At 35.8% G+C, this 17,703-nt stretch carries 14 protein-coding genes and 1 pseudogene; 12 read left to right on the top strand and 3 right to left on the bottom strand.

Features of this window, described 5'->3' with window-relative positions:
• Positions 1-274: 274 nt before the first annotated feature.
• On the bottom strand, positions 275-1,141 hold the full coding sequence (locus tag DWY55_RS00475; protein ID WP_243633617.1) for a P-loop NTPase fold protein: 867 nt from the start codon (positions 1,139-1,141) through the stop codon (positions 275-277).
• Between the two features lie 286 nt (positions 1,142-1,427).
• Entirely contained in the window at positions 1,428-1,793 is a 366-nt protein-coding gene (locus tag DWY55_RS00480; RefSeq protein WP_005646259.1) for a trypco2 family protein, read from the bottom strand.
• Positions 1,794-2,104: 311 nt separating this feature from the next.
• Between DWY55_RS00480 and DWY55_RS22235 the strand changes: the two are divergent.
• Positions 2,105-2,385: pseudogene (locus DWY55_RS22235) on the top strand (hypothetical protein).
• 139 nt (positions 2,386-2,524) lie between these two features.
• On the opposite strand, the gene DWY55_RS00495 reads toward DWY55_RS22235, so the two are convergent.
• On the bottom strand, positions 2,525-3,418 hold the full coding sequence (locus DWY55_RS00495) for a hypothetical protein (protein ID WP_005646255.1): 894 nt from the start codon (positions 3,416-3,418) through the stop codon (positions 2,525-2,527).
• Positions 3,419-3,593: 175 nt separating this feature from the next.
• On the opposite strand from DWY55_RS00495, the gene DWY55_RS00500 reads away from it, so the two are divergent.
• The 11 genes from DWY55_RS00500 to DWY55_RS00550 are packed head-to-tail and all read left to right on the top strand — an operon-like array spanning position 3,594 to position 17,650.
• A complete protein-coding gene (locus tag DWY55_RS00500) occupies positions 3,594-3,836 on the top strand; it encodes a helix-turn-helix transcriptional regulator (RefSeq protein WP_005646253.1) in 243 nt (80 codons plus the stop codon).
• A 14-nt stretch (positions 3,837-3,850) separates the two neighbouring features.
• Positions 3,851-5,704 carry a site-specific DNA-methyltransferase gene (locus DWY55_RS00505; RefSeq protein WP_005646249.1) on the top strand — a complete coding sequence of 618 codons (1,854 nt, stop codon included), beginning with the start codon at positions 3,851-3,853 and terminating at the stop codon, positions 5,702-5,704.
• On the top strand, positions 5,701-6,786 hold the full coding sequence (locus tag DWY55_RS00510; protein ID WP_007855535.1) for a virulence RhuM family protein: 1,086 nt from the start codon (positions 5,701-5,703) through the stop codon (positions 6,784-6,786). The genes DWY55_RS00505 and DWY55_RS00510 overlap by 4 nt, the downstream gene beginning before the upstream one ends.
• Positions 6,783-9,128 carry a DEAD/DEAH box helicase gene (locus tag DWY55_RS00515; RefSeq protein WP_007855534.1) on the top strand — a complete coding sequence of 782 codons (2,346 nt, stop codon included), beginning with the start codon at positions 6,783-6,785 and terminating at the stop codon, positions 9,126-9,128. The genes DWY55_RS00510 and DWY55_RS00515 overlap by 4 nt, the downstream gene beginning before the upstream one ends.
• A 5-nt stretch (positions 9,129-9,133) precedes the next feature.
• Positions 9,134-9,352 (top strand): DNA modification system-associated small protein, encoded by a 219-nt coding sequence (locus tag DWY55_RS00520; RefSeq protein WP_005646242.1) that lies wholly within the window; start codon positions 9,134-9,136, stop codon positions 9,350-9,352.
• A gap of 8 nt (positions 9,353-9,360) precedes the next feature.
• On the top strand, positions 9,361-11,361 hold the full coding sequence (locus DWY55_RS00525; RefSeq protein WP_005646239.1) for an AAA family ATPase: 2,001 nt from the start codon (positions 9,361-9,363) through the stop codon (positions 11,359-11,361).
• A gap of 5 nt (positions 11,362-11,366) precedes the next feature.
• The gene (locus tag DWY55_RS00530; protein WP_005646237.1) at positions 11,367-12,953 is read left to right on the top strand and encodes an ATP-binding protein; all 1,587 of its coding nucleotides are present in this window, start codon (positions 11,367-11,369) and stop codon (positions 12,951-12,953) included.
• Between the two features lie 23 nt (positions 12,954-12,976).
• Complete coding sequence (locus DWY55_RS00535) at positions 12,977-14,809, top strand: P-loop NTPase fold protein (protein ID WP_005646236.1); 1,833 nt, start codon at positions 12,977-12,979, stop codon at positions 14,807-14,809.
• Between the two features lie 5 nt (positions 14,810-14,814).
• Positions 14,815-15,564 carry a hypothetical protein gene (locus DWY55_RS00540; RefSeq protein WP_005646234.1) on the top strand — a complete coding sequence of 250 codons (750 nt, stop codon included), beginning with the start codon at positions 14,815-14,817 and terminating at the stop codon, positions 15,562-15,564.
• The gene (gene qatC / locus DWY55_RS00545) at positions 15,549-16,964 is read left to right on the top strand and encodes a Qat anti-phage system QueC-like protein QatC (protein ID WP_007855533.1); all 1,416 of its coding nucleotides are present in this window, start codon (positions 15,549-15,551) and stop codon (positions 16,962-16,964) included. Before DWY55_RS00540 ends, qatC begins: the two co-directional genes overlap by 16 nt.
• Positions 16,961-17,650, top strand: coding sequence for a TatD family hydrolase (locus DWY55_RS00550; RefSeq protein WP_005646230.1), 690 nt, complete (start codon positions 16,961-16,963; stop codon positions 17,648-17,650). Before qatC ends, DWY55_RS00550 begins: the two co-directional genes overlap by 4 nt.
• Positions 17,651-17,703: the final 53 nt, after the last annotated feature.

The raw sequence follows: 17,703 nt of genomic DNA on the forward strand, positions 1-17,703 counted from the left end.
ATAACTTTCAGATGGCAAGGCAGGGTGTTCACGGTTACGGACACCCTGTTTTCGTGAAGTCATCTTCTTCCTTGCAGAGATAACGGGCGACTTTATGACACACATCATCGGGAATAAACTAACCTTGATTAATGATTTTGCGGAGAGCAACAAAATCCGTATCTTTGATACCTGAGAACAACACAAAAAAAATGTGCTTTTACAAATTTGTTGCTACTTTGTTGCTCTCACTCACGCACCGAACGGCTAAAATTCTAAAAACCAATAGATTATATCAAATAAAGAACATTTTGCATCGGAAAATATCATCCTTTACAGCATATACGAAGACTATGTTTCTACTAACTATTTTAGATTCATTGAGTAATTGGTTTAACTCTCTTAGCTTTAGAAATATATCTGGACTGCCGAACCTATCCAAATCCTCTATAATAACAACATTATATTTAGTTACTTGAAAGAAATATAGAATTTCATCCAAATGATTATTAAAGATTGAAGTTTCTTCTTTAATTTCAATAACTCCATCTTTAAGGTTCAACTTATTGAGTTTTGAATTACCATATGATCGTACAAAATATTCCACAACAAAATAAAGGATTGTCAGCATATATAATATCGCTATGCTGTCAAATATAATATTATAATCACCCCAATTAAGTGCATTACATATACTTTCAACTCTCAACCATTTTGGTTCAAAAGCTATTAAAAACGATATAAAAAACAGGATAGCATTTAATGAGATTTTTCTTAATGTCCCCTCATCAATGTGTATAATTCGCTTAAATCTTGAATTCTGGACTGTTGAAGTTTTTTCCCGGTATATAAGTTGTTGTAATATACTATATTCAATTCTTCTGTTTAGCTTTTCAATTTCTTCATCAGTCTTTTGGGGAGGATTTTCTTCCTCATCTGCCTTTAAAGTTGCTAATGAAATAGGGAGATATTCATAATTACCAAAATTCTTCCTGAGAGTCAATAGAATTGAACTCTTACCGGAGCCAAATGGTCCAGTAAGAGCTATATTTTTTATTTTTCCTTTTTTCAAGGCTTCTTCAATTACTTCATTTAATTCCTTAACCGTTTTATAAGAGGAATCTTCAGAAGTCAGAATTTTTGGATTTAATGCTCTAATCATATTTTATCCTATCTCGTTTTTAAATCAATCTAATCTTTCCAGTCAGCAACTGCTGCATTATTATATTTAGCCTTTTTTACCTTCAAAGGCGTCTATTTCTCTGTCCATGCTTGAAAAATAGCTTTTGCTCCTGTAACTCTTTTGGGCAACCAACCTTTAAGTCTAAACATCATTTGGCGAAATCCTTTTTTGACTATTGGATGTTCCTTTAGATATGCCAATGAAATAAAGTGATTATTTACGACATTACCCTAAAATACCTCCTACTCTATAAAAAGCTTATGTATTACTTCCCAATTATATTTGTTACAGGTAAACAGACTGGGATCGAGAATTTCACTCTACTTTCATTTGATGTACTTTTACCTTCTTGAGATTTTCCACCAACTCCTATAAATGATACTCCTAATTTGCCTTCAATCTTTCCTTCTTCTGACTCAATAACAGTAACAGCGATATCCATATCTATCAATTGTACTCGTCTTTGGATATTAACGTGTTCTGGTTGTTTGGGAATACAAAAATCTCCTTGTTCCCCAATTGTAATATTAGGGTTTACAATAACGCCATACTGATTACATTTCTTAGATGCCTCTAATATACCTAATGATATTTGTTCAATGGTATTGCTTATAAAATCTTTCAGTTCCATATATTTATATGTTAATTCAGAATACAAAGGTAATGAATATCAGAGATAAACTATCCAAAGTTATTAGTTATAAAATAGCAAAATTGTAGATTTGAACAATTGAAGTACAAGACCGCGGGGTAAAGAGACTAGCATTCAACGTCAGAGGGAGCCTCAATTTATTGGTATATCAGAACCCCGAAAATCCAAGTGGTAAGATTTGATGGAAAAACGCTTGTACGGCGTTCGGATAATGATAAGATGTTCGACTACATTATTGCTTCCAATAATGAGAATAAGCCCAAAGAACGGATAACGAATATGTATGCGAAATGAATTTATACATCCGTTTTGGGGAATACGGTTGTGGTGTTGGCAGCATCTCCGACTGAAGCACCATCATTGTGCGCAGCAACTTTAAACTGAACCAGCAGGAAAATCTGAAAGACCTTGCCCGTTTCTTCAAGGAGTACGCCCCATGCTATGGTTACAAATACCTCTGCACCGAAGATGATGACTACAAGTATTATCAGACCCTTGGTTTGAAACTTATCCACAGAGGATTTTTCAGACAATATAATTATGGATGCCGTTGAAGGAGTTGGAGGTGTAATGTGTATGTCTTTATTAAGGAGAGGATTTTCCTCTCCTTTTTTACCGTTACCCCTAAAATAATGTAATGGTAATTACATTTCTTACATGTATAAACACCATTATTTTTATAAATTTATATTCCAGGTAATCATATTGTCTTATATTTTATATTCAAAATTTAGTCCTTGAAGAAATTTTTGAATATAGTGTTTGGGAATATTCTGATCACATAATACAGAAGAGAATGTTTTTGATAGTATCGATGAAAATTCATCAGGGAAAATATCTTTTAATGAAGACATTAACTTTCCAAGTAATGATATTCCGAAACTGTATACAGGATCAAAAAGTTCATCTTCCATTTCAAGATTTAGGTTACTTGTACTTAATCCATGAACATAATCAGAGAGTGATGAAAAGAAAGATGAAGGACATTTAAAGCCCATTAAGTCATACATTTTCTCCCATGAAAAGCGGCTTTTGGGAGAAGAACGAAGCGACTGAAATCTCCAATTATGACCTTCTATTAGTTTATCGATGAACATTTTATTATTTGCATAAATAGGTAATGATTTTATCTGACATACTGAAAAATTACAAGCCTCTTGATAATTCTGTTTGGCTGCTTTAACCTGTAGGCACAATTTTTCATAATCTTCCTTACTAATACTCTCATTATATGTAGGATTATTAGATAATTGATTTATACGATTTTGTAGTCCATCTATTATATAAAGATAGTGTCGCAATAATTTTACATTTATATCTTCCTCTCTGTAAATAAGAATAAAGGATGAAATACTATCTGCCATTGAACGAATGATCATATTTGCTATCACATAGTCTCTATCTCTTTCTATTACTGAATGTAAAGTGTCAGCTGTTTTTACAATACGTTCAGCTATCACTAAAGAATAGTCTTTTACAGAATTTATGTCACTGGAGTTATAGTTACCTTTTAAGAACATCACTTCATACTTTAGTGTGGTTAGAATTATTCTAAACGATTCTTCGCAAGTAATTCCTGTTCTTTCTAATTCGGGTATTTTCATTGTTATAATGTTTATTCAACCTACTTAAAAACAAAGTTAGTCATAGTTTGCGACTTTGCATCTTTTTAGTCTATATAATTGAATTAATTCGCAAATCTTATTGCAAATAGTCCTATTGAAATGATGAAAAATAGATAGGCTTTCTTATCTTTGCATGGAACGAAAGAAAATCCTTATGGAAAAAGAAAAAGACATAAACCGCATCAAGGTTGTGCTTGTGGAGAAGAAGCGGACCAACAAATGGTTGGCCGAACAATTAGGAAAGGACCCTGCCACGGTATCGAAGTGGTGTACAAACACATCACAACCCGGACTGGAAACGCTGCTGGAGATAGCGCGTGTTCTGGATGTAGATATTAAAGAACTGCTGAACTCTACACGTGACGATGTTCAGTTAGTTAGAATTCAAAAACAGTAAAGCCAAGTAATGTTATGAACAGTAATGATAGAGCCAATCTCATAAAACGTATCAATACTCTAGAAGGACTGACCGATAAAGAACGTAGTGACTTGTTAGGTTTGTTACGAGAAAATAAAACTTATGGTCTGGTATGGGAAGATAAGCCGGAGGACGTAGAAGAACGTCTTCGCGAAGAACTGCCCATCTTGACAGAGGTGCCGGAACGTGTCATTATTAGTGAAGATAATGATGCACCAAACCATATTCTGATTGAAGGAGATAATCTGGAAGCTCTTGCTATTTTGGCTTATACACATGAGGGAAAGATAGATGTAATCTATATCGATCCTCCATATAATACAGGAAATAAAGATTTTATATATAACGACAGTTATGTGGATAAGGAAGATTCTTATCGCCATTCTAAATGGTTGTCATTTATGAGTCGTCGTTTGAAAATTGCCAAGAAGTTGTTATCTGACCGTGGAGTAATTTTTATTTCTATTGATGATAATGAACAAGCGCAGTTAAAGTTGCTTTGCGATGAAATTTTTGGAGCAGATAGATTTATTACTAATTTAATTTGGCAAAAAAAAACAGGTGCAGCAGATGCCAATGGAATAGCAATAATTACCGAATATATCCTTGTATATTGTCTCGATCCTCAAAATGCTAAAAATATTTTTTCTTATAACAAAAATGCTTTTGATATAAAAAGATATAGATACACTGATGAATTTGAGAAAATACGAGGACCATTTTATTACGACTCTTTAGATAGAGGTAGTATTCAATATAGTGATGGACTTAATTACGGAATTGAAGCACCTGATGGCTCTATGATTTTCCCAAATGGAAGACTTTCTTTTGTTAATGATGGATGGACTTGGAAATGGAGTAAAGAAAAAGTTGAATGGGGAATCAAAAACAAATTTATTGAGATTGTACCAACAAACAAAAAGAAAAATGGTTGGGCTGTTAAATATAAGATATATTTAAATGTTGATAATGAAGGTAATGCAATAGAAAAATCTGTACCTTATAAAAATCTTATAAGTGGTATTTTAAATGCAGATGCAGCAAATGATATCAAAACTATTTTTAATTCTAAGGCTTTCAGCTATGCGAAGCCTATAGAATTAATCAAATTATTTATTAATTTAATAGCCAATAAAAAAGGAATTATTCTCGACTTTTTCGCGGGAAGTGGTACTACCCTCCATGCCACTATGCAACTTAATGCAGAAGATGGAGGTCACCGCCAATGTATTCTTGTTACAAATAATGAAAACAACATTTGTGAAGAAGTTACTTACGAACGAAACAGGCGAGTAATTCAAGGTTATACAAACGCAAAAGGCGAAGAGGTAGCAGGTTTAACAAAGAACAATCTCCGCTATTACCGTACCGGATTTGTTGGTCGCAACCGCTCGATGCAGAATATGCGAAAACTGGTTAATCTTGCTACAGATATGCTTTGTATCAAAGAAGACCTTTATACGGAACAAAACACCTTTGGAGGTCAGAAAACCTATAAAGGTATCTTCCGCTATTTCGATGATGGTAAAAAACAGATGCTTGTAATTTATCGTGAAGAAGCCATCGATGAATTGGTTGATATAATCTATGATATGGACATACCTCAACCAATAAAAGTTTATGTGTTCTCACCCAGTGAAGACCCTTGGGAAGGTTCGTTTGATGATGTCAGCGACAAGGTGGAGCTATGCGCTCTGCCACAAGCCATATACAATACTTACCGCAGAATTCTTCCCAAGAAAAAGGATGCCATCATTGCGCCGGAAGATGATGCTCTGGCAACCACTCAAAAAGATAAAGACCTGTTTGATGGAATGTTGAACTTTACAGATGAGGAGGAAGCATGAAAGAGCAGTCAGATAAGAATAAAAAGAAAAAAGAGCAAGTAACTGTACGCAGCAGTGCAGCAGAATACTTGAACTATGTGGCATGCGTGGGAAATGATGAACAGCAAATAGAAATACGCTACGAAGATGAAAACATTTGGCTCACCCAGAAACTGATGGCAGCACTATATGGTGTAGAAGTACATACCATCAATTATCATATCAAAAAGATATTCGCAGATAGTGAATTGCAAGCAGATTCAGTTATTCGAAAATTTCGAATAACTGCTCCGGATGGGAAACAGTATAACACAAATCATTATTCATTGGAAATGATTATTGCTGTTGGTTTCAAGGTTAATTCAGAAAAGGCCGTACAATTCAGAAAATGGGTAAATGGAATAGCCAAAGAGTACACCATTAAAGGGTGGGTTATGGACTCGGAAAGATTGAAGCGCGGAACTTTTCTTACTGATAAATATTTTGATGAACAACTGGAACGTATCCGTGAGATACGCGCCAGTGAACGTTTGTTCTATCAAAAAATAACGGATTTATATGCAACAGCCGTAGACTACGACAAGACAGCATTGGCTACTCGACGTTTTTATGCTACAGTACAGAATAAGATGCACTATGCTGTTCATGGACATACTGCAGCGGAACTCATTGTAGAACGTGCAGATGCCACAAAAGAACACATGGGATTGACTACATGGGCTGATGCTCCTGATGGGAAAATACGGAAAAGCGATGTAGTGATAGCTAAAAATTATTTGTCAGATACAGAAATGGGACAACTTCAACGCATGGTTACTGCCTATCTGGATTTTGCAGAATCAATGACTTTGCGTCACATTCCTCTGACTATGGCCGACTGGGAACAGCGTTTGAACAGTTTTATCAATCTCTTTGAATACGGTCTTCTTAATGATGCCGGACGTGTGACTGCTGAAATTGCACGTTTGCATGCAGAAACGGAATTTGAAAAGTACAGAATCATACAAGATCAGTTATTTTTATCTGATTATGACCGTTTCCTACTGGAAATGAAAGAGATAGAAAAGAAAAACTTAGAGAATAAAAAAGGAAGAAAACAATGAAAAATATACCATACCAACAGAACGCTGTCAATGAACTGACCGATAAAACAATCCGTCTGTTAAACCTCGGTGGCAAACGACACAAAATTGTGTGTGAAGCGCCAACAGGTGCGGGAAAAACGGTCATGACCTGTCAGGCTTTGGCAAATATAACCGACGAATTGAAAGAACGTGGTGACAGCCGTTATCAGGAAGTTGCCTATATTTGGTTTGCACCTCGTAAACTTCACCTGCAAAGTTATGTCAGCTTAAAGAATGCCTTTGGCGAAACACGGAAACTTCGGCCTGTAATGTTTGACGAGATTGACCAGAGTGAAGGCATACAATCTGGAGAAATATTGTTTGTCAACTGGGAAAGTGTGAACAAAGAAAGTAATGTCATGGTACGCGAAAACGAAAGCTTTGCTTCTTTGTATGAAATTGCACGACGGACACAAGAAGAATACGATTTGCCCATTGTTGCCATCATAGACGAGGAACACATGTTTTGGTCAAAAACTGCCGATAAATCGGCAGCAGTGCTGGAACGTATCAATCCGGCTGTGGAACTGCGTATTTCGGCCACTCCCAAGACACTTCATCCTGATGAAAAAGTAAAAGTTTACCGACAGGATGTTATTGCGGCTGAAATGATTAAGAAAGAAGTCGTGCTGAATCCGGATATAGAACTGGATTTCAGTGAAGAACGCACACTGAACGAAAATCTGATTAAGGCGGCATTGGCAAAACGTAATCAGTTGGCTGAGCTTTATCAGGAATTGGGCGTCAAAATCAATCCCCTATTACTTATCCAGCTGCCCAACGATGTGAAGGAAACCATGACTTCGGAAGATCAAGCTATCACAGAACAGGTGAAAACCTATTTGGAAGCTATATGCGGGATAACCGCCGAAAATGGATTATTGGCCGTATGGCTCGCCAACGAAAAAGAGAATCTCGCCGGACTGGAACGTCCCGATAATATGACGCAAGTATTGCTATTCAAAGAAGCAATTGCTTTGGGTTGGGACTGCCCTCGTGCAGCTGTTCTTTTGATCTTCAGAAAATTGCAAAGCGACCAGTTTACAATACAAACCGTAGGACGTATTCTGAGAATGCCGGAACAGAAACATTATCCGAAAGAACAGCTTAATATCGGTTATGTTTATACCGATATTGCAAAAGATAAAATTCAGATTGTCACAGCCGACTCTGACTATATCCTGAAAAATACAATTACGGCATGCAGACGTGAAAATCTTGAGAATGTGTCTCTACCGGCTTACTATTCAGAACGTCCTAATGTGGAACGAAATTATTTGGGGCCAGACTTCAAGAAAACATTGTATGAAGTAGCAGATGAATTCTGGAAACTGGAAAGAGGTGCCGGCTTGTTTTCTATCGCAGAATTGGCCACCTTAAGAAATGATAATGCTGAATTTACTCCGTTGCCGGAAAGTGATGACGATTTAGTAAATGAAAACAGAAGACGGGTAAAGAATTCAATTCGTTTGGATGTCAAGACAATCAATGTGGAGATTCCGAAAGATGTACACTTCCAGAATGAAGAACAGATATTGAAAGTAGATCAAGTGCGCTTTGCCCGTAAAGCATCTGAAATAGACCGCGTATTTATGGCATATATAAGCGGTAAAGGACATCAATTTGAGAGTAAAGGTAGAGCTGATAAAATAGCCAACTACCTGCTTGAAATGCTTGCTGACTATTTTGGAGTCTTCGATACTGATGCAAAAAAGGTAGTCCTTTATTATGATAACAAACCAAAGTTTGACCGTTTGCTGGACATGGCCTTAGAAACATACGCCCGTAAAAGAGAACATGCGAAAAGAAGATCTGCCGCTGCCAGAGAATTAAAACAATACAACTGGGAAGTTCCGGAAGAAAGAGTCTATGACAGTGAAACCAACCATATTGAGACTGCAAAAAATCATGCTTTGTTGCCATTCGTACAACTTAACGAAGCTTCTAATCCAGAGAAGGAATTTGTGAAATATTTGGAAGAACATTCACAATGGATTGACTGGTGGTATAAGAATGGGGACAAAGGAAAACAACATTATGCCATTGCATACGGAAAATCTTTATTTTACGTTGATTTTGTTATCCGTATGAAGAATGGACATGTATATCTTTTCGATACGAAAAGTGCCGGAAGTGATGTAACTGCTCCGGAGAAACATAATGCCTTGTTGCAATATATCCAGGAATATTCAACTAAAGATACACCTCTTTATGGAGGAGTTATCATTCAAGATGGAAGTAACTGGCTATATTCCAAACTACCTATTGAGAATACTACTGATTTGTTAAACTGGGATGCTTTTTATCCTGAAAACGCATAAAGATTATGGCTAAAGGTATAGATCCGAAATTTGTTCACTACGGCATCCGCAAAGATGATTTAGCTATGATAGAAGCAATCTGTGAAGCGGAAGGTGTAGATTTTGACTGGTTAAGTGAAGATATTCTGAAGGCCTATCATGCCAAGAAGGTTGACGTGATAGAAATGAGTGATAATGAAACGGAAGACATCATCCGTAATGCAATCCAAAAAATACGTCAATAAATACGATTATGCTGATACAGAGAATTAAAATAAGCAATTATAAGACTTACTTGTCACTTGATCTGGATTTGACAGTCGATGACGATCGCCCTATTATTCTGATTGGCGGTGCAAATGGTGGCGGTAAGACTACTTTATTCGAGGCCATAAGCGGAGCTCTTTATGGTTTGAAAATTGAAAACAAAGAGCATTTCATGGAATTGCTCAATCAGGGAGCCTTAAATACAGCCAAACCTGAGATTTCCTTACAAATAACATTTGTAGGGAAAGTACTCGGCCAGCAACAGAAGTACATATTAAAGCGTGTTTATCAGTTAAATCCGCAAGGCAAGCCATTGGAAAGCGTATCGCTGAACATGAACGGGAACATGTATGTTTACGGTACAATGACTGCTCCCAAAGACCGGGTAAAAGCAGAACAGGAAATCAATAAAATCATCAAAGCTAATCTGCCTCAGGAACTGAGCCAGTATTTCCTGTTTGATGCAATGCAATCGAGTGAATTGCTGAAGAAAAATGTATTTGCCCAAACCATTCGTGATAATTTTGAGAATGTGTTGGGCTTCAAAAAATACCTTCAGTTAAAGCGTGCTGCTGAAAAACTACAGCAAGAATGGGCACAGCAACGTCTTGAAGCAGAAAAAGAAGCACAGGAATATAATGAATTATGCGCACAAAAAGACAAACTGACCGCAGACTTAAATACGTGTATAGCGGAACAAGATACAAAATATAAGTATCTTGCGTCGGTAGAAGTGGAATATAAACGGGCAAAAGACGGTGCCCAAGAAGCATCTGCCCTTAATAAGAAGATACAGGAACTTGCCAGTAAAATTGACGATATTGTAAAACGTGCAGCAACGTATGCTGAGGACTTGAAAGCATTTGTTGATAACATAGAAATTGATTTATTCTTACCTAAATTAGCTTCGAACCTGGCACAAGAAATCAATAATATCCTCCACATAAAGGAACAACTTCAGAAAGAGAATACTGGTGCTTATCCGTTGGAGACATTGAAAGACGTGACAAATAAAATTATAACTTACTTAAAAGATTTGTCACTATGCAGTGAATCTGTGGATGAAGAACAGGTTGTATCTCATATTGTAGCTATCCAAAATAGTACTAATAAAGAAGATCCTTTTGGTTATCTTGACGAAGCGGAAGTAACCGCTTTATCCAACTTGGTAAAAAGAACTGGCTCCAATCAGTTCATTGCACTTGACCGCCAACGCCAGGAACTGGAAATTCAACTTTCCACGTTGGATAACTTACGTTCGCAAAAACAGACCTTGGAACAAACACAGGCCGGTGGTAATGAATATCTAATTCAAAATTATGAAGCCGCTCAAAAACAGATAGAGAAACTGAAAGGTCAGGAAGCGACTCTGAAAGCAGACATTCAACGTCTTGAGAAACGGATTCATCAGTTTGATGTACAAATCCAGCAAGAACCTGATATTAAATTCGACACTTTGGTCAAGCTTAAACCTCTGTTTGAAAAGATTGCAGACAGTTTGCTGAAGAAGAAAAAAGCCCAGATTGAAAGTGAAATGCAACAGCAACTCAACAAGTTACTGGTTTCATATAAAGGTCATGTAGCCAAAGTTGAGTTGTCCGACAGCATTGAACAATTCAATATAAAACTCTATCATACTGCCGGAAATGAGATTTCATTGAATCAGCTTAATGCTGCATCCAAACAAATCTTCATCCAGGTTTTATTGAAAGTATTGCGAAACCTGGGAGATTATAATCCACCTGTAATGATTGATACAGTAATGGGTGTTCTTGATAATGAAAGTCGTGATGCCTTGATGGAAGAATATTTTCCACAATTGGCAGAACAAACGATTTTGCTTTGTACGACCTCTGAAATCAGAACAGACAGCGACTACATCAAACTGGAACCGTTTATTTCCAAAACCTATACACTTCATCGCAATGTAGAAGCACAGAATACTACGGTTGAAGACGGTTATTTTGGTTTAACTCTTAATCAGTAAAAGAAATGAGCATCATAAATTTTTCAAATACGCGCCAGATGGAAGGATTGTTTGACGCAATCAATCCAATCAAGGAACTGATTGAATCAAAAATCAATCTTTCCAGAACAGCTGATCGGGAGAAACGTATAAACTTGAATCAGAATAAGGTAATGCGTATCTGCTTCATCGTGGGACTAAGTTTGCCTACAAAACGTTCCATAGATGATTATAAGGATATACAGCTATCAGTGTCATCAGCCAGAATCATACCAAGTTTTTTCACGATGCATGATTTAAGTACCTTATATTCAGCATTGTTAAAGCTAAGATATGCAGACTTGAATATTGATTGGACTCAAAACGCTACTCTTTCTCGAATTATCGCAGCAGAAATGCTTCGTGGACGTGACTATCTGATGTCTGACAACAATCTGGATTCCTTCTTATACGCTATGAACAACAAAGTAGCCATGACAAAAGATATTCCAGTGCTGAATCTTCTGATTGGCAACTATGGTGATGAAGAAATGGAAGCGACTTTGGACATAAACAGTCGTTCCATTACCAACTCACAGATTATCATTGCGGGAGCTACAGGATCTGGAAAGACTAATTTGCTGGCTGTTTTGATTCAGCAATTCAGAATGTTATCCACAGAATCACAATATCCCGTGAACTTCCTTTTGTTTGATTACAAAGGAGAGTTCAGCGATATACAGAATAACCATTGGTTATCACTTTTCGATGTGGACCGTTCTTGTATTCTGGATCCATTGACACAGCCATTGCCTTTTACTCCATTTAAGGATTTCACTGGGCGTTCTATCAATGAAATCAATCTGTACTCTACAGAAATGTCTTCTGCTTTATGTTCCATAGACCGAGTAAGTGCGAGTGCCAACATGAACAATCGTCTTAGTGAAGCTATTGTAGAAGCCTATAAATCGACAAATGGCGCCCCTATTTCATTTGAATTAATGCTGAAATGCTATCAATCACGAATGAAAGATGCAAATAATGATGATAGTATTTCTTCTGTTCTGAAGCAATTGGTTAATGCGCATATCTTTGAATCAGAAGATAAAGTTTCTTTGATTGATGACAGCTACATCATCAAGATGGATGGATATCCAAAAGATGGCCCTATAGCCAAAGCTATTGTGTATTTCCTGATGTCTAAACTTAATAACATTTATGAGTTATTGGATAAACAAGCAGTGAATGATGAAGTAGTACAAATACGTCATTTCTCTATTATTGATGAAGCTCACTATATGCTTGACTTTGACAATCGCCCTCTGCGTAATCTAATTGCTGTAGGCCGAAATAAAGGTCTGAGTATTATCCTTGCCACTCAGAACATGAGTAGCTTCAAATCAAAAGGTTTTGATTTTTATGCCAATGCACAATACCCACTTATTATGAAGCAGCAGACTATTGATGATAAGGTCATCAAAGACTTGTTTGGCGTGAGTGGTCAAGAACTTCAAGAAATCAGAACTGCTATAGCCGGACTTCAAAAGGGTGAGCTGATTATAAAAGACCAGATGGCTTTTGCCCTTGGCATGGGGAATAAGTATAAGAAAATTAATGTGACACACTTGATATAAACAATTTAATTTAAGAGTATAAGATGTGGTCAGATAATGAAACAACGCAAGATTTGCTTGGCTATCAGGTCCATGCAGATTTACTCAAAAAAATAATTTTGAATGATGATATGTTACCCATTTCCATAGGGGTATTTGGAAATTGGGGATCTGGAAAAAGTAGTTTGATGCTATTGCTTCAAAAGTCCTTGCATGAATGGGAAAAATCTCAACATGAAAAGGGTTGTAAGATTATACTTCAAGTGTATTTTAATAGTTGGCAGTTTGAAAGCTATGACTCAACAAAACTGACAATGATAGAAAGTATATTAGAAGCACTTGACAAAGATATTAATAAGCGAAAAAATGTATTTGAACGGGTAGATGATTTGCTCGAGCGAATCAACTTTTTGAAAGCAGGCGTATTTATCTTGAAGAAAGCCTATGAAAATCTCACTCCTGATTGGCTGAAGAAATGGTTGCCAACAAAGGAAGACCTTGATAAGATAACAAACAAGGATAAATACAACAATCTACTTAAAGATGTAGCAAAAGGTAATACATCAAAATTTATCGCAACATTCAGAGAACTCTTTGATGAATTGGTTGACGATATGGGATATAAGGCTGTTGTTGTCTATATTGATGATTTGGATAGATGTGAACCCAAAAGAATTATTGGTTGCCTGGAGGCCGTCAAGTTGTTTGTAAATGTAAGGAAAACCGCATTTATCATTGGTGCAGATGAACGTATTATTGAATATGCTATTAGTCAGCATTATCCTATTCAAATGAAGAAAGAAGATATATCCAGTCCATTTTCAGACTATTTGGAAAAACTCATTCAGCTACCATACAAACTGCCACGTTTGTCTGACAACGAGCAAGAGACTTATATCACACTTCTTCTATGCAAAAATCATTTAAATGATATCTACTTTAATGAAATACATCAGAAATATTTGGAGTTCAGAAAAACAGACAAGCATTCCAAATATAATATAGATGACATCAAAGCAAATATTTCCAAAGATAAAAAAATTGATTTTCATGCAGTAGAATATCGTTTACCAACTGTACCTCTTATTAAGCGTTTTTTAAATGGTAATCCACGACAACTAAAACGTTTTCTAAATACCTTATATGTACGTCAAGAGTTAGCTGAGGTAGCAGGTTTTACAGATATACGCCCTGAAGTATTAACCAAACTAATGGTATTGGAGTACAACACACTGTACAATTCTCGTTTTGAAGAACTTTATAAACTTCAAAATGCAAATGGAGGTGTTTTGCCATTGGATGATGTTGAGCAAGAAGCAAAAACTGAAAATGGTATTCAAAATCCACAATGGAAAGACAACTGGTCGTCAGATTATTTGAGGCAATGGTTAAGCTCAGATCCGTCATTAAAAGATATAAATTTACAAAACTACTTCTGGATAGCACGAGATGCTTTGAAAAATGAAAAACCAATAGCTTCGTTGGTTACAAACAAAGTCATGCTGTTATTCCGAAGATTATGTACCTTGCAAACAAACAGTATGATGAAGCGAGATTTGCCTGGAATTATTAATGCTTGCGATGATTCAGAAAAAGACATGATTATTCACTTGATTAATGATAACCTAAGAAAAGATCCAAAGTCAGAAAATTGTTGGAGAATACTTAATTGCGATGAGAATAATTTATTATTTGGTGACAAAATAGACAGATTAAAATTATTATTCAGTAATATAAAGACCGAAGATATAGATACAAAAGCGGATATATTTTTTGTTAGAATGCTTTCATTAAGCAATGAGATACATAACTATATAAATAGTTTGCCAAAAGCGAACCCTTTAACAAAAGCTATCGAACGAAAAATTCAAAAATAATAAATATGGGTACATCACAATCACATAATTTGAAATCTTCGCCTAATTGGTCTGCAGCAAAACGAGCCATGACGAGTCTAGCAAATGGAACAGACAATAAGCCTGCCTCAAATGCAAAGTTTTTTGGTAATTTAGGAATAGCGCTCGGCAATGGTTTGTATAGGGGTGGCAGAATTGGAGGGCATGGAGGTAAGAGAGGCGGCAGTTCGTTTGGACGTGCTGGTGGACATGCAGTCAGAGGGTTGGCTACTGTTTTAAACAATATTAAACAATATGGACTTGTATCAAGTTTAGGCATTGATAGACTGCCTGATACACAAAAGCCGAAAACGCCACATGATTTCAAGGAATTGCTTTTGCACGAGATCATTGGAGACAATGATTCTACAATGGATGATGCAGCAGCAACTTATGCAATGGATAAAGTGCTGAATGATATTTTGTCAGATTGTAAAGACGGACAAGAAATTGAAGATAAACTTCAGAATGCAACAGATGACGATCTTCATGAATGGATTATAACATTTGAAATTGAATACATACTGGAATATTCTGCAGAATTATTTCAAAGCCACATATTTGACAAAGGGAGTAATCCCGAAGAAATAAAGAAGGACATGAGAGGTTGGCTTCATAACGAACTAGATGAGAAGTTAAGCAAAGAACTAACTCAAATCGACTTCAATAGCCGAGAAGGAAAAGAATACCTGGATTCTTTAACATCAGAAATATTGGATATATGGAAACAAGAATAAACATTAATTATACTCCGTCAAAAACAAGCGAAGTTTTTGGCCTTTTTACTCTTTCATTTCAAGGAAGTGACGGAAAAATTCATTCTGTCAACACAAAGTTTAATCCCAAACAGTTATGGGAGTTTTCACGAGATACATCATCTGTTGCTTTTGATTTATTAGTTTTATCCATGATTGTATATAATGTGGACAGAGCTGTACTTCGTTTGTCTAATTCAGATGATGGATGGAAACGAAACTTGATATTATTGAATGTTCCTGTAATAAATCTTGAGGATATGAATAAAGGTCGTGAAGCTTTTAATAAAGCAATCAATTTTCTTACGGGCGACAATTGGGATATTCACTTTATACAGGCAGATTCATACTCGTATAATCCAACTAAAAAAGTAAAGGAATATGATCCTCAGTTTTTTGAAAAGGTTGCATTGTTTTCAGGAGGTTTAGACTCATTGATTGGATTTATAGATGAGGCCAGCACTCTCTCTGTTGATAAAAAGATACTACTTGTTTCACATATGGAACTGGGCAAAGAGCATAGTGATCAAAAAAGCATTTTAGAATATTGCAGGGAAAACAATATCTTTTCGAATAAATACGAACAAGTGTTGCTGAACGCAGGGCTTAAACCTCATTCTTGGAATATTAAAACTCCAACAGAGAGTACATTCCGCTCACGTTCCTTATTATTTTTTGCAGCAGGAATATATATTGCAAACAAAATATCCCCACAATGTCAATTGATAGTTCCAGAGAATGGAACTATATCAATAAATATACCTCTTGATAGTGGAAGAAGGAGTTCATGCAGTACTCGAACTACGCATCCTACTTTTATCAAACGCATACAGGAGGCTTTATATGCTATAGGTATATCAAACTCAATATACAACCCATATCGATTAAAATCAAAAGCAGACATGGTTCTTGAGTGCTGTCAAGATACTTCGAAAAAGGCAATTTTAGAATCATTAGTTGACTTATCATGCTCTTGTGCAAAACGTGGTCACAATGTTTTTTGGGACAAAAGCGGAATAGAAATACGCAATGCCAAAATCAAACATTGTGGTATGTGTTTGCCATGCTTATATAGAAGAGTCGCACTAGATACAATAGGTCTAGATAATGAGGCATTGCTTGGCACTGATGTACTTCATGGCATTAAATTTAATCTTGACAATAAACATCAAAAAAGGAATAGGGATTTTAACGCTCTTCTGTATTTCCTAAAAAACAGAATGAATGAACGTACAATTCGCCAAGAACTATTCTTTAATGGAATTATAGAAAAGCAGGAGTTAGATGAATATACATCATTAGCCTTACACTCATACAGACAAGTTATCAATTGGCTTAAGAAAAAAGCTACAAATGAAATACAAATAAGAGCAGGAATATGATTATAGACACCCATTGTCATTTTGACATGATGCCAAATCCTGAACAGTATCTCAAACAACAAGAGGTAAAAAAGAATATCTCGATAGGAATGACAAATCTGCCAAGTCATTTTTTATTGGGCTATGAGCATGTAAGACAATATAAGTTCTCACGTTTGGCTTTAGGATTTCATCCATTATATGCAAGCGAAAATAAAAATGAATTACGACTATTTAGCCAGTGTTTAGATAAAACTAGCTATATTGGTGAAATCGGTCTAGATTTTAGTAACGAAGGACTAAAAACAAAAGATGATCAAGTTTTCGTTTTAGAGAAAGTATTGCAGCTATTAAGTAAAAAAAATAAAATAGTAAGTGTCCATTCCAGACGAGCTGAAAAAGTCTTGTTCGAAATGCTGATTACCTATGGCATTAAGAATGTAATATTCCATTGGTATTCAGGTCCTCTCTCTCTAATTCCTAAGATAGTAGAACATGGATATTATTTTTCTGTCAACGAAAAAATGACAAAAACTAATAGTGGAATAGAAATAATTAAGCGCATACCACGTAATCTTATTCTAACAGAAACAGATGCCCCTTTTAATAAAGTTTGCTCAATCAGTAATACTCTAACAAATATAGGTTTGGGAGAAAGTGTCATTTATGATAATTTTAGCCGCCTTATATATACTATTAAAAGATAGTTAGGCACTAAAAATATATTGTGTAAATGGAAATACGGGATTCAATTTAGAGT

Source organism: Bacteroides sp. AF25-38AC (assembly GCF_003602995.1).
Classification (GTDB): domain Bacteria; phylum Bacteroidota; class Bacteroidia; order Bacteroidales; family Bacteroidaceae; genus Bacteroides; species Bacteroides uniformis.

Coding starts and splice junctions, on each gene's coding strand:
- DWY55_RS00525 (WP_005646239.1), top strand. CDS start 9,361: ATGCTGATACAGAGAATTAAAATAAGCAATTATAAGACTTACTTGTCA.
- DWY55_RS00495 (WP_005646255.1), bottom strand. CDS start 3,418: ATGAAAATACCCGAATTAGAAAGAACAGGAATTACTTGCGAAGAATCG.
- DWY55_RS00480 (WP_005646259.1), bottom strand. CDS start 1,793: ATGGAACTGAAAGATTTTATAAGCAATACCATTGAACAAATATCATTA.
- DWY55_RS00520 (WP_005646242.1), top strand. CDS start 9,134: ATGGCTAAAGGTATAGATCCGAAATTTGTTCACTACGGCATCCGCAAA.
- DWY55_RS00505 (WP_005646249.1), top strand. CDS start 3,851: ATGAACAGTAATGATAGAGCCAATCTCATAAAACGTATCAATACTCTA.
- DWY55_RS00540 (WP_005646234.1), top strand. CDS start 14,815: ATGGGTACATCACAATCACATAATTTGAAATCTTCGCCTAATTGGTCT.
- DWY55_RS00500 (WP_005646253.1), top strand. CDS start 3,594: ATGGAAAAAGAAAAAGACATAAACCGCATCAAGGTTGTGCTTGTGGAG.
- DWY55_RS00475 (WP_243633617.1), bottom strand. CDS start 1,141: ATGATTAGAGCATTAAATCCAAAAATTCTGACTTCTGAAGATTCCTCT.
- DWY55_RS00535 (WP_005646236.1), top strand. CDS start 12,977: ATGTGGTCAGATAATGAAACAACGCAAGATTTGCTTGGCTATCAGGTC.
- DWY55_RS00510 (WP_007855535.1), top strand. CDS start 5,701: ATGAAAGAGCAGTCAGATAAGAATAAAAAGAAAAAAGAGCAAGTAACT.
- qatC (WP_007855533.1), top strand. CDS start 15,549: ATGGAAACAAGAATAAACATTAATTATACTCCGTCAAAAACAAGCGAA.
- DWY55_RS00515 (WP_007855534.1), top strand. CDS start 6,783: ATGAAAAATATACCATACCAACAGAACGCTGTCAATGAACTGACCGAT.
- DWY55_RS00530 (WP_005646237.1), top strand. CDS start 11,367: ATGAGCATCATAAATTTTTCAAATACGCGCCAGATGGAAGGATTGTTT.
- DWY55_RS00550 (WP_005646230.1), top strand. CDS start 16,961: ATGATTATAGACACCCATTGTCATTTTGACATGATGCCAAATCCTGAA.